This window comes from Rubricella aquisinus, from assembly GCF_014199445.1.
GTDB classification, from domain to species: domain Bacteria; phylum Pseudomonadota; class Alphaproteobacteria; order Rhodobacterales; family Rhodobacteraceae; genus Rubricella; species Rubricella aquisinus.
Genome location: NZ_JACIJS010000001.1, coordinates 602,193 through 614,849, shown reverse-complemented (window position 1 = coordinate 614,849; position 12,657 = coordinate 602,193). Strand labels below are relative to the sequence as shown.

Below are 12,657 nucleotides of genomic sequence, written 5' to 3'. Positions count from 1 at the left end.
ACTATCGAAGCTGTGACTTCACCATCTGTTCACACAAGTGGTATAGTTCCTCGTATCTGCTGAAAAGGGCGCGTGCTCATCATGGTGATGAAACCGGTGACATTTCTGATGATGGCCGCAATCGGCTGCACTGTGCCTGCCATGGGCGCGGCCCGCCCGATGGAGCGGGCGACCTTCAGTCAGGATTATCTCGTCTATGTCGGCGGGTTCCGCACCGCGACTGCCACCGCCATCGGTGAGGCGGCGGAGGGGCGGTATGTCTTTACCCTCAACGCCGAAAGCGCGGGGCTTGTCCGGTTGTTTGCGGACGCGAAATTCACTGCGACCGTGACGGGCGACGTGACGACGGAGGGGAATTTGATCCCCGATGGCTATACCCATTCGGGCTTTTGGGATGGGGAAACCTACACGCTGTCGATGGATTACGAGGGCGGCAATCCGGTGCGCGTGGCCTATGCGCCGGAGCGGGAGCCGGATGACGACCCGATCCCACCGCTCGACACGCAAGAAGGCACACTTGATCCCGTGTCTGCCCTGATGGCGCTCACATGGCCCGGCACGCCGGAGGATATCTGCGACAGGCGGGTGGAGACATTCAGCGGCTCCCGCCGAACCGTATCGGACATCGAACCGGCCCGGCCAGCGCCGGATGGACGGCTGGCCTGCGATCTGGTCTATACCCGTGTCAAATATGATGACGCGGGGCAGCCCTATAGTGACAAGGAATTTCCATACACGCTCGAATTGCGGCCCATGGCTGACGGGCTTTGGGAAGTGTGGAAAATCTCTGGCCCCACATCCATGGGCACCATGGTGGTCCGCCGCGCGGAATAGCCGCCGATGACGCTCCCCATCGAAGAGGCGCTGCCGGGCCTGCTTGCGGCCTTGGCCCAAGCGGGGCAAGCCGTGTTGCAAGCCCCGCCCGGCGCAGGAAAGACCACCCGCGTGCCCCTTGCCCTGCTGGAAGAGGGCCGCATCACGGGGCGCATCCTGATGTTGGAGCCGCGCCGCATCGCGACCCGCGCCGCCGCCGAGCGGATGGCCGACACGCTCGGGGAGCCAGTGGGTGCCCGTGTCGGCTACCGGATGCGGGGGGAGGCCAAGACCAGTCCTGAGACACGGATCGAAGTGGTGACAGAAGGCATCCTAACCCGGATGATCCAGTCCTCCCCCGATCTGGAGGGCATCGGCTGTGTGGTTTTTGACGAATTCCACGAGCGATCCATCCATGCCGATCTTGGGCTGGCATTGTGTCTTGAGATACGGGAGGCCTTGCGGCCTGACCTGCACCTCCTTGTGATGTCCGCCACGCTGGATGCGGAACCGGTGGCGCAGCTTATGGGCGACGCACCGCTCATCACATCCGCCGGGCGGGCCTTTCCGGTGACGCTGCACCATGCCGAACAGCCGCCGCGGCGGGATTGGCGCGGCTTTGCCCCGGATGTGGCCGAAACGATTCACCGCGCTCTTGCGCACAACGCAGGCAGCGCGCTGGTTTTCCTGCCTGGCGCGGGGGAGATACGGGCCGTCGCGCGCGCGCTTGGCCCCCTGCCGGAGAACACCATGCTTTGCCCGCTTTACGGCGGCCTGCCGTTCAAGGAGCAGCGGCGCGCGATCCGCCCGGCCCCAACAGGCCAGCGGAAGGTCGTGCTGGCGACCTCCATCGCGGAAACCTCCCTCACGATTGAGGATGTGCGCATCGTGATTGACGCGGGCCTTGCGCGGCGCGCGCGTTACGATCCCGGCTCTGGCATGTCGCGGCTCGTGACCGAACGAGTGACCAAGGCGGAGGCCACGCAGCGACAGGGTCGCGCCGGGCGGGTGGCCGCCGGAACCTGCTACCGGATGTGGACCAAGGGGGAGGAGGGCGCGCTCGCCGCTTTCCCGCCGCCAGAGATCGCAGCCGCCGACCTTGCCCCCTTGGCGCTGGACCTTGCCCTCTGGGGGGCAGACACCCTGCCGTTCCTCACGCCGCCGCCCGAGGGCACGCTGGCGGAGGCGCGCGGCTTGCTGCAGCGGCTCGGCGCGCTTGATACGAGCGGGCAGATCACCGCCCATGGCCGCGCGATGGCCAAGCTGCCGACCCATCCGCGCCTTGCTCATATGCTGCTGGCCGCACCATCGCGCCAGACGGCCCAGATTGCGGCACTTCTGTCGGGTCGGGATATTTTGCGCGGTGCGGATCAGGCGGATATGGGGCTGCGCCTTAAGGTGCTCGCGGGGCAGGATCGCGGGGCTGCTGACCCGTCCGCGCTCAGCGATGCGCAGGCGGAGGCCGCGCGCCTTGCCCGCCTGATCCCGAAAGGCGGGGATGGTGCGCAGTCAGCCGGGGCCATTCTGTCGCTTGCCTACCCGGATCGGATCGGGCTGCGGCGGGCGGGCGACGCGCCGCGTTTTCTGCTCTCGGGGGGTAAGGGCGCGGCGCTGCGCAATGAGGATGCCTTGGCGGGGCAGCGCATGTTGGTTGCCGCCGATCTCGATGGGGATCAGACCGAAGCGCGTATCCGCATGGCACTGCCCGTCAGTGAGAGTGAAATCCGCGCGCTCCATGCCGATCGGCTGCGGGAGGTGCGGATCTGCGAATGGTCCCGGCGGCACAGGCGGGTCGAGGCGCGGGAGCGGCTGATGCTCGACGCACTGGTGTTGGAGGATCGCCGCTGGCCCAATGCGCCAGAGGACGCCATCGCCATGGCAGCGGCGGAGGGCGTGGGGCATCTGGGCCTCTCTGCCCTTGGCTGGAGCAAGGCCGCGCTGCGGCTGCGCGGGCGTGTCATGTGGTTGCGCCAGCGCGGGTCGGAGGAGATGCCGGATCTGTCGGACGCGGCGCTTGCCGCCGATCTTGACTGGCTCATGCCTTATCTGGGTCGCTGTCGCGATGCCGATGCCCTGTACCGCCTTGATCCGCTGCCTGCCTTGGAGGCGCTGCTTGATTGGCCCGCGCGCCAAATGCTCGATACGCTGGCACCAACCCATTTCACCGCCCCGACCGGCAGCCGCGTTGCGATTGACTATGACGGGGAGGGCGGCCCGGCGCTGGCCATCCGCTTGCAGGAGATGTTCGGCCTGTCGGCCCATCCAACCATCGGGCCGGACCATGTGCCGCTTCGCATTGACCTGTTGTCCCCCGCAGGGCGCCCCGTGCAGATGACGTCTGACTTGCCGGGTTTCTGGGCGTCGTCCTATGCGGATGTGCGGCGGGACATGCGCGGGCGCTACCCACGCCATCCATGGCCCGAAGACCCGCTCACCGCCGATCCGACGCGGCGCGCCAAACCGCGCGGCACATAAGCCAGTATCGACGCAGGCCGCGCGCAGGCTATATAGATAGGGCAACCGGGAGGAATTGTTGAAGCACGCAGCCTATACCCTGACCCTGCCTGAGGACGATCACAGCCTTGCTGTGTTCAGCTCTCCCCATTCCGGGGCGGATTACCCACGGGCGTTTTTGCGGGACAGCCTGCTCGATGAATTGACCTTGCGGTCGTCTGAGGATGCATATGTGGATGAGTTGTTTGCGGCGGCACCGTCCCTTGGCGCACCATTGATCGCAGCACGGTTCCCGCGTGCTTATGTCGATTTGAACCGATCAGAGACGGAGCTTGACCCTGCGGTCATCGCGATGGACCGGCGCACTGCGCTCAATCCGCGCCTTGCCGCCGGGTTGGGCGTGATCCCGCGTGTCGTGGCGGAGGGTCGCGCGATTCGGCAGGGCAAGATCACCCTTGCCGCTGCGGAAGAGCGGCTTGCCACCTGCCACCGCCCCTATCACGCGGCGCTGAGCGGGCTGCTCGACCAAACGCGGGAGGCGCATGGTCTGGCCGTGCTGTTTGATTGCCACTCGATGCCCCGCGATGCGCTGCGCGGTCTTGCGGCCAATGGCAGCCCGCGCCCGGAAATTGTGCTGGGGGACCGGTTTGGCAGCGCCTGCTCGTCATGGGTGATGGGCGCGGCTGTCGATGGGTTTCGCGCGGCGGGGTTCCGGGTGGCGTGCAACACCCCCTTTGCAGGCGGGCATATCACCCAGACCTATGGCAAACCCGAAAAGGGCCTGCATGCGCTCCAGATCGAAATTGATCGCAGCCTTTACATGGAAGAGCGCACGTTGCGCAAACGGGCGGATTTCGCACAAGTGCAAGCCCGGATCACCGACGTGATTTCCCGGCTTGTGCATGTCCGGCCGGAACGGTTCAGCCTCGCCGCCGAATAAACTTCACTGGATGAAAAAAAGGCCGTGTCACGAAGACACGGCCCAAGTCTAGGGAGGAAACGCCCATGGAAGGGCGACAATGCAAGCATTGTGAGGATGAGTATATGCTGCGCTGCACATATTGCAAGTGCGAGAGTGCAGTTTTGTCAAGATATCCTGACGCCCCTTAAACACTGAAATAAAAAGGAAAACTTCAACCCTGCGGAAATCGGCAGAGTAGCAGCCCTGCACTCACCGCTCACTTTTGTGTGCGCTGCGTCATTTTCCGCGAAGCCCGCGCCCCTTTCCAATCGAATCCTTTCCAAACCGGTTGCGGATCGAATCAAGCGCGCGTTCGGCGGCGTGGCGCTGTTTTGCCGTCGGATCCAGAAGGTCCGGCACCTCTGCCTGACCCTCATCAGGGTGCAGATGCGAAAGGCCCACGCCGATCAGGCGGAATGGCCCTTTGTCGATCACCTGATCCAACAGATCACGCGCCCGGCGATAAATCGTGTCCGTGAGTTGCGTGCCCTGATCCAACGCGACCTGCCGCGTGAGTTGCCGAAAATCGGCGCGCTTGACCTTCAGCGTCACGGTGCGCCCCATATAGCCCTTCGCCTTGGCCCCGTCCGATACGCCCAGAGCCAAACGCCACAAATGCCCGTCGAGCACGTCGATATCGCCCGTATCCGCGTTGAATGTCGTTTCTTTCGAGATCGACTTGACCGCGCGGGATCGCGACACCCGGCGAGCGTCCTGCCCATGGGCCAGCCGCCAGATATGCCGCCCCATGCTGCCATAGCGGGCAATCAGATCGGTTTCTTCCTGCCGCCGCACATCGGCGATGGTGCGCAGCCCGTCCCGCGCCAGCCGGTCCTGCATCGCGCGCCCAACGCCCCATATGATCCCGACCCTCTGAGCCATCAGGAAATCGTCGGTCTCTGCCCGCGAAATCACCGAAAACCCGCGCGGCTTGTCCAGATCGGACGCGACCTTGGCGAGGAACTTATTATGCGACAACCCGATAGAGGCGCTCACGCCCACCTCCCGCTCAATCCGGCGGACAAGCCCCGCCATTAGCGTCGCCGGTGGCGCCCGATGCAGCCGCGCAGTGCCGGTCAGATCAAGGAACGCTTCATCAAGGGAAAGCGGCTCAATCGACGGGGTCAACTCCTCCATCAGCGCCCGGATCGCGCGGGACGCCTCGACATAAGCCTCCATCCGCGGTTTCACGACAACGGCCTCGGGGCACAGTTGCAGCGCCTTGAACATCGGCATGGCCGAGCGCACGCCCTTGATCCGTGCGTTGTAGCACGCAGTTGACACCACGCCGCGCCGCCCACCCCCGATGATCACCGCCTGATCGACCAGCACGGGATTGTCCCGCTTCTCAACAGAAGCATAAAAGGCGTCGCAATCCATATGCGCGATGGACAAATCGAACAATTCCGCGTTGCGCACCACGCGCGGAGAGCGGCATGCCGGGCATCGGCCCGTGCCGTGAAATGCCGTCAAACACTCTCTACACAATGCGTCCATGCGCGCGAACATATCGCAAACATCGCACCCACATCCAGCGGGGAACGCGCCCCGGTGCTGCTCAGGGAAACAGCACCGGGTAGAGCGACGCGATCAACAACACAGCCATGGTGTAGTTGAACAGCCGCAATCTGGCAGGGCTTGTCAGAACCCGCTGCATCTGTTGGCCCAATATGGCCCATGACCCCACGGATGGCAGATTGACGAGCCCGAACACCACGCCGACAGTCAGGATCGTAAGGGCCGTCTGCTCAGGCGTGTAAACCGTGAGCGCAGTCAGCGCCATCGCCCATGCTTTCGGGTTAACCCATTGAAATCCCGCGGCTTGCAGGAATGTCATGGGCGTGCCGCCTTCCGCACCCGGCTTGGGCGGTGCGGCGCGCGCGATTTTCCATGCGAGGAACAAGAGGTAGATCACGCTAACGACCTTCAGCACCAGATGCAGCACCGGCACCGCGTCAAACACCCGTATCAACCCCGCGCCGACCACCAGCACCATCACGACAAAACCAAGCGCCACACCCAGCATATGCGGCACCGTCCGCCGCACGCCGAAATTGGCACCCGACGCCATGAGCATCAGGTTATTCGGCCCCGGCGTGATGGAGCTAACAAAGGCAAACAGGATGAGCGCGGTGATAAGGTCATAAGTCATAGCGCAACAATGCGCGCTCTTTCACGAAATGAGCTTGCGTTTTGCAGCGCATATGCGAAAAATTCACAAGCTATGACCAAGCTAGACCAGATAAACGAACGAATATTGCAAGTGCTGGCTCGCGACGGGCGGATCAGCAATACCGATCTGGCCGACCGTGTCGGCCTATCGCCCTCCGCCTGTCTGCGGCGGGTTCAGGAATTGGAACGGGCCGGCATCATCACCGGCTACCGCGCAACGCTGAACCGCGCCGCCCTTGGCACCGGCTTCATTGCCTATATGGGCGTCGGCCTGAACAACCACACAAAAGCCGCGCAAGAGGCGTTTGAGCGCGCCATCGCCCGCTCCCCGGAAGTGCGGGAATGCCACAATATCACGGGCACCATCGAATACCTCTTGCGGGTCGAGGTGTCGGACCTCGCCGCGTATAAGGTGTTTCACACCGATGTGCTTGGCACGCTGGCACAGGTGAACTCCATCACATCCTATGTCGTGATGGGCTCGCCCAAGGATGAGCGCGCCTAGGTTTCTTTTTTCCCCAAATACCTCCCGCCGGAGGCATCTGGCGCAGCCAGATTCAGGCCCGCGTGAACGGATTGCCCTTGGTGAGCAGATAGAGCGGGCAGAACCGCACGATCCCCGTCACCAGCGGCACAATGCCGATCAAGCCCCATGGGGTTTGCGGCCCCATGAACACCATCAACAGGAGCACAACACCAAGGTTGATGCGCAAAAACTGCTCCATCGGGCCGATATTTCTGCAAAATGTCATGGGATGATCTCCTTCGATCAGGGCGCGGATTTGCGCTGTTCCGGGTGGAGGGACTTGCCAAGGATATGGCTGTCCTGGTGGATCACATGGGCTGCCTCGCCCACGATCAGCGGGTCGGGGCCTTTCGCGATCCGGTGGTTGCGATCGGGATAGGGCAGCGTATCGAGGAAATGCTGCATGCAATTGAGCCGCGCGCGTTTCTTGTCATCGGATTTGATCACGGTCCACGGCGCGTCTTTCGTGTCGGTGTAGAAAAACATCGCTTCCTTGGCTTCGGTATAGTCATCCCATTTGCCAAGGGACGCCCGGTCGATCGGGCTGAGCTTCCATTGTTTGAGCGGATCTGTCTCCCGGCTGGCAAAACGGGCGCGCTGCTCCTCTTGCGTGACGGAAAACCAGTATTTGAACAGATGGATGCCCGACCGGGTGAGCATTTGCTCAAACTGCGGGGTCTGGCGCATGAATTCGAGGTATTCCGCTGGATCGCAGAAACCCATGACCCGCTCCACCCCTGCGCGGTTATACCATGAGCGGTCAAACAGAACGATTTCCCCGGCACTGGGCAAGTGCTGGACATAGCGTTGGAAATACCACTGTGTCCGCTCTTCCTCCGTCGGTTTGTTGAGTGCCACGACGCGCGCGTCACGCGGATTGAGATGCTCCATGAACCGCTTGATCGTGCCGCCCTTGCCAGCCGCATCGCGCCCCTCAAACAGGATCACGACGCGCTGGCCGGTCTCCTTCACCCATTGCTGCAGCTTGAGCAATTCGACCTGAAGCTGCGCCTTTTGCCGCTCGTAACTGCGGCGGCTGATGCGCGTTTCATAGGGATAGCTAAGCTGGTCAAATCGGATCGGCCCGGTGGCGTGCTCCATGTCCTTCATCGTGACGTCCTCTCGTTACACGGGCCACTATGGGCCATGTCGCGCGAGGGCGCTTTGCCATGGATCAAATCCTAGCGGATACCGTGGGCCACCTGAACTTCGCGGATAAAGGCGATGATGCTGGCAATCTCATTGGGGGACACCTGCGGCTGCGCAGGCATATTCCCGAATCGCCAATGATGCGCCCTGACCCCCTGCTGCACCGCCCGGACGAATGCGAAATCGCCATGATGGCTTGGTTCATAGATCACATGGATCAAGGGCGGCCCTTGGGGGGAGCCAAATCCATTCTCGCCATGGCAGGCGGCGCATTGCGCGTTGAAACTGTTTTGCCCGGCCAAAGCGAGCGGGCTGAGCGGCGGAATCATCGGCCCGGTCGCGGCCTCTGGCTGCGGCTCACTGGCACCTGCCCAGAACATCCACCCCATCGCTGCAATACTCCCAATGAGGAGTCCTGCCAAAATTGCCCGCTTCATTCCGTTCCCCTGTCAAAACAATCGTGCACTGTTGATCGGCGTTCCACCCGGTGGAAGGTCAAGCGATTCTAAGAGGATAGTGGAGCACCTGAGATCAAATTTCCGCGTGCAGCCTGCTGATTTTGGATCAGGTCCGGTCTGTGACCGATGAGATGACACATAAATGTCATCAAACCGCCTTAAAAACTGTCACAATTTTTAGACGATAAACACTTTTTACGAATCGGGCGAGAAATCACGGCATATCTGGACTGCGTTTTCATGCGTCCTTAAAATGCCTCAACGCAGTCGGCGGAGCGAACGGGTCAATGGATCGTGAAAACGCACAAGACGGTTTGACTGAAGCCGAGTTGGACCAAATGACCCGCAGCGCGGCCGAAGCCGCGAATTTCCTCAAGGCGCTGGGCCATGAGGGGCGGTTGATGATCCTGTGCCACCTCGCCTCCGGCGAGAAGTCGGTGACGGAGTTGGAAAACCTGCTTTCTGCACGTCAGGCCGCCGTGTCCCAGCAACTGTCCCGCTTGCGGCTGGAGGGCATGGTGACGCCCCGGCGCGACGGCAAGACGATCTACTACTCCCTCTCTGGGGAGCAGCCGCGCCGGATGATGGAACTCATCTACGACATGTTCTGCAAAACCCAACACTAGGTCAGCCGCCGCCTCTTCATGTCTTTGCAGCGCCTAGGCGTTGTCAGGAGATCAATACCGACGCCATGGACAGGACGCCGCTGTTCGCACGCTGAGCATTCAAGCCAAATAGCCTGATTATTCCGGGTCAACGGTGCCGCGCGCCGCCTTGATCCCCGCGCGCGCCTTTTTCGCCTTGATCCGACGCTCAATGCTGCCGCGGGTCGGTTTGGTCGGAATACGCCGTTTTGGCCTTTCCGTCGCGCGCCGGATCAGATCGACGAGCTTTTCGCGCGCATCCTCCCGGTTCATCGCCTGCGAGCGGTGCTTTTCAGAGGTGATGAGGATCGCGCCGTCTTTCGTCCAGCGCCGCCCGGCGAGCCGTTTGAGCCGGGATTTCACATGGCCGGGCAGGTTGGGGGAGCGGTCCGCCTCAAACCGCAACTCGACAGCCGTGGACACCTTGTTCACGTTCTGCCCACCGGGGCCGGAGGAGCGCACGAATTGCTCGGTCAATTCCCAGTCCTCAAGGGTGATATGGTCAGTCACGCGAAGCATTCGGGGCGTTTAGCAGGTCTGTCGGGATTCTGAAATGTGCGGAGGGTGTTGGCGCAGAAGCCAGTCCGAGGAAAAGTGAGACAAAAGAAAAGGGCCGCGCCAGTCCTGCGCGACCCTCGTGATGTGGAGAGGTGATCCGGCATGGGCCGTAGTCCTCAAGGAGTTTAGTCTAGTCAGGGTTGCCTTCTAGACCAATTGCTCCTCTTGAAACCGCACCATCTTCTCCGAACGATCACTTGACATCGGATCACCTCCTTTCTGTGGGTTAAAAACAGTTAGGAGCGTGACATACCCGACTCACTTTTCAAGCAAAATCTTGCGGTGGCTGGCAGAAATTACACCAAATGGGATAAGCGCCACTAAGGCGAGCGCAAGTTTTACCCCCCAATCCGCCACGGCAAGGCTGATCCAGAGCGGCATTTCCGGCCCCACGGTCAGAAGCGGTGCCATATCACGCGCCCATGCGTTCGGCTCGCTCGGGTCCATCCAGACAAAGCTCGCAGAGAACGCGATGGTAAAGAAAAGCGCGGTGTCGATGGTGGAGCCAACAAGGGTCGATGCCAAGGGCGCGCGCCACCATGTGCCTGCGCGAAACCGGTTGAACACAGCGATGTCGATCAGTTGCGCGGTCAGGAATGCAATGCCAGAGCCAACCGCGATGCGCAGCGTTGTGAGCGGGCCATATTCACCAACAATCTGGCTCGCGATCAGGGAGCAGATCACACCGACACCAAAGCCGACGAACACCACCTTGCGCGCGGCATCCCGGCCAAGGAACCGATTGGTCAGATCCGTCACCAAGAAAGCGATCGGATAGGTGAACGCGCCCCATGTCAGAAGGCCATCCAACAGGATGTGCTGCACCAGGATATTGGAAAGGACAACAACGGCGGCCATGGCGGCGACGCCGATCAGGAAAGGTTTGGTCATGTCATAATCCGTTTTTTAGGGAAGGTCGCGGAGACTTCCACCAGCCCCCATGGCTGGATGGACGGGGCAAATACGGGAGGATCGGCGCGTTGGCAAGGGTGAAGATAATGGACTGGATTCAAGCCGAAGGCGCCAGTCCAGCGGCCGCCCGCTCCTCAGGCGGCCGCTTTTCAAGGTTTGTCACATGCCGAACGCCGAAGGTGGCTCCACCATAAATCGCGCAGCGGGTCTATTTCGGCGGCCCCCTCGGACGGCCGCCGGACTGGCTCAGGGAGGGCGCATTGGTCCGCTGGCAAGAAGCACGACCCGCGAATGACGTGGAACGATAAAGCGTATCGCGGCGAAGGCATCGCGCCCACCCGAGGGAGGGCGCGACCCTCTGTTACGCTTCGATGATGTTGTGCTCTGGGCCGTAGGGGAAAGCAGTGATGTTCCTTGCCCCGTCCTCCGTCACCACCAGAATATCATGCTCGCGGTAGCCACCCGCACCCGGTTGCCCCGCTGGGATGGTGATCATCGGCTCGATGGACACGACCATGCCCGGCTCCAGCACCGTGTCGATGTCCTCCCGCAACTCGAGCCCGGCCTCGCGCCCGTAATAATGGCTCAGGATGCCGAAGGAATGTCCGTAGCCAAAGGAGCGGTATTGTAGCAAATCCCGGTCCGCGAAAAACGCGTTCATCTCCGCACAGATGCCCGAGCAGGTCGCCCCCGGTTTGATCAGGGACAGGCCAAGCTCATGGGCGCCGACATTGGCCTCCCACATCCTGAGGCTTGCCGCATCGGGGTAGCCCACGAAAAGCGTCCGCTCCAACGCCGTGTAATAGCCCGAAATCATCGGAAAGGTGTTGAGGCTGAGGATATCGCCCTTTTGCAACACGCGGCCAGTCACGGGATTATGCGCGCCGTCGGTGTTCAGCCCTGACTGGAACCAGACCCAAGTGTCGCGATACTCCGCATCGGGGAAGCGGCCCGCAATCTCCAGCTCCATCGCGTCGCGGCCTGCCATGGCCACGTCGATCTCCCGCGTGCCGGGGCGGATCGCCTCCCGGATCGCGTAGCCGCCGATATCCGCGACATTTGCACCATGGGTGATGAGGGCGATCTCTGCCTCTGACTTGATCATTCGTTGGGCCATCACGGCCCCGGCAATATCCAGTGTCGGAGCACCAAGGAAATCGGCAAGTTTGCCCGCTTGTTGCAGCGTCAGGTGGTCGCCTTCGATGCCGATGCGCGCCGGACTGCCGATCACGGATTTGATCGCGCGCCAGTAATTGTCCCGCTGCCAATCGGTATAAACAAGGTTGTCGAACGCCCCCCGCCGCCACGGCTGGCCCGCGTCAATGCCCGCGCTGATCGTGGTGACACTGTCCATGGTGACCACCGCGCCATAGGGCCGCCCAAAGGAGCAATACAGAAACCCGGTATAATAGGCGATATTGTGCATCGAGGTGAATATCGCGGCATCCACCCCTTCGGCAGCCATCACGCTGCGCAATGTGGCGACGCGCGCGTCATATTCGGCCTGCGCAAAAGGAAGCGGCGCGCGCGCGCCATTCTCGAAACGGTACATTTGAGGACGATCGGTCATGTGTGTTAGCTCCGATTTAAGCGGATCGGAACCACAGCCCCGACCCCATCCGCCCCGGCGTTCAGGGCTGATGAATGCGGGTGGCACACGCGGCCACCCCGGCGACGCCATCGCCGGATGCTGATCCGATCCATGCCATGAAAAATCCGGTTTGTCATCGGGCTTGACGCGAGTGCCTGTCAGGCGATCGTTGCGGGGGTGTTGGCATTGGGGTATTGCGGTTTTAAGCAATGACCGGCCTGCTCTCATATGGTGGCCGCAGACCACGCATTAGGGGACACATGGCACCGCATCCTGACACGGTTGGAAAAGCCCAGTTGTGGCATTCGGTCCGGCGCGCGGCGGTTGTGGCGCTGCTGACGGCGAGCTGTTCCAGTGCCGCACTGGCGGCAGAGCAACCGTTCCTGCCGACGCTTGGCACCTATGGCACGACCGGTCTG

13 protein-coding genes are annotated in these 12,657 nt (G+C 62.1%); 5 read left to right on the top strand and 8 right to left on the bottom strand.

Annotated features, from left to right (window positions below):
* The first annotated feature begins 81 nt into the window (after positions 1-81).
* The 3 genes from FHS89_RS02915 to FHS89_RS02905 are packed head-to-tail and all read left to right on the top strand — an operon-like array spanning position 82 to position 4,207.
* Entirely contained in the window at positions 82-834 is a 753-nt protein-coding gene (locus FHS89_RS02915) for a DUF3108 domain-containing protein (RefSeq protein WP_184008284.1), read from the top strand.
* A 6-nt stretch (positions 835-840) separates the two neighbouring features.
* Entirely contained in the window at positions 841-3,288 is a 2,448-nt protein-coding gene (gene hrpB / locus FHS89_RS02910; RefSeq protein WP_184008282.1) for an ATP-dependent helicase HrpB, read from the top strand.
* A 58-nt stretch (positions 3,289-3,346) separates the two neighbouring features.
* Entirely contained in the window at positions 3,347-4,207 is an 861-nt protein-coding gene (locus FHS89_RS02905; protein ID WP_184008280.1) for an N-formylglutamate amidohydrolase, read from the top strand.
* Positions 4,208-4,465: 258 nt separating this feature from the next.
* Here the strand turns inward: FHS89_RS02905 and FHS89_RS02900 are convergent, their stop codons facing one another.
* Together FHS89_RS02900 and FHS89_RS02895 are read right to left on the bottom strand one after the other, a co-directional pair.
* On the bottom strand, positions 4,466-5,725 hold the full coding sequence (locus FHS89_RS02900; protein ID WP_184008468.1) for a DNA polymerase IV: 1,260 nt from the start codon (positions 5,723-5,725) through the stop codon (positions 4,466-4,468).
* A 61-nt stretch (positions 5,726-5,786) separates the two neighbouring features.
* Positions 5,787-6,380 carry a LysE family translocator gene (locus FHS89_RS02895; protein ID WP_184008278.1) on the bottom strand — a complete coding sequence of 198 codons (594 nt, stop codon included), beginning with the start codon at positions 6,378-6,380 and terminating at the stop codon, positions 5,787-5,789.
* A 72-nt stretch (positions 6,381-6,452) separates the two neighbouring features.
* Between FHS89_RS02895 and FHS89_RS02890 the strand changes: the two genes are divergently transcribed.
* Positions 6,453-6,905, top strand: coding sequence for an Lrp/AsnC family transcriptional regulator (locus FHS89_RS02890; protein ID WP_184008276.1), 453 nt, complete (start codon positions 6,453-6,455; stop codon positions 6,903-6,905).
* A 52-nt stretch (positions 6,906-6,957) separates the two neighbouring features.
* Here the strand turns inward: FHS89_RS02890 and FHS89_RS02885 are convergent, their stop codons facing one another.
* The 3 genes from FHS89_RS02885 to FHS89_RS02875 form a co-directional block, all read right to left on the bottom strand.
* On the bottom strand, positions 6,958-7,152 hold the full coding sequence (locus tag FHS89_RS02885; RefSeq protein ID WP_184008274.1) for a YgaP family membrane protein: 195 nt from the start codon (positions 7,150-7,152) through the stop codon (positions 6,958-6,960).
* Positions 7,153-7,169: 17 nt separating this feature from the next.
* Positions 7,170-8,036: a polyphosphate kinase 2 gene (gene ppk2 / locus FHS89_RS02880; protein ID WP_184008272.1), complete on the bottom strand. Its 867-nt coding sequence runs from the start codon at positions 8,034-8,036 to the stop codon at positions 7,170-7,172.
* A gap of 71 nt (positions 8,037-8,107) precedes the next feature.
* Positions 8,108-8,455 carry a c-type cytochrome gene (locus FHS89_RS02875; RefSeq protein ID WP_246413525.1) on the bottom strand — a complete coding sequence of 116 codons (348 nt, stop codon included), beginning with the start codon at positions 8,453-8,455 and terminating at the stop codon, positions 8,108-8,110.
* Positions 8,456-8,871: 416 nt separating this feature from the next.
* Here FHS89_RS02875 and FHS89_RS02870 point away from each other — a divergent pair, with 416 nt between their 5' ends.
* Positions 8,872-9,159, top strand: coding sequence for an ArsR/SmtB family transcription factor (locus tag FHS89_RS02870; RefSeq protein WP_343051321.1), 288 nt, complete (start codon positions 8,872-8,874; stop codon positions 9,157-9,159).
* A 117-nt stretch (positions 9,160-9,276) separates the two neighbouring features.
* Here the strand turns inward: FHS89_RS02870 and arfB are convergent, their stop codons facing one another.
* The 3 genes from arfB to FHS89_RS02855 form a co-directional block, all read right to left on the bottom strand.
* Positions 9,277-9,696 carry an alternative ribosome rescue aminoacyl-tRNA hydrolase ArfB gene (gene arfB, locus FHS89_RS02865; protein ID WP_184008266.1) on the bottom strand — a complete coding sequence of 140 codons (420 nt, stop codon included), beginning with the start codon at positions 9,694-9,696 and terminating at the stop codon, positions 9,277-9,279.
* A 297-nt stretch (positions 9,697-9,993) separates the two neighbouring features.
* Positions 9,994-10,626, bottom strand: a complete 633-nt coding sequence (locus FHS89_RS02860; RefSeq protein WP_184008264.1) for a queuosine precursor transporter — start codon at positions 10,624-10,626, stop codon at positions 9,994-9,996.
* Positions 10,627-11,008: 382 nt separating this feature from the next.
* Positions 11,009-12,217, bottom strand: coding sequence for an aminopeptidase P family protein (locus FHS89_RS02855; RefSeq protein WP_184008262.1), 1,209 nt, complete (start codon positions 12,215-12,217; stop codon positions 11,009-11,011).
* Positions 12,218-12,657 lie beyond the last annotated feature (440 nt).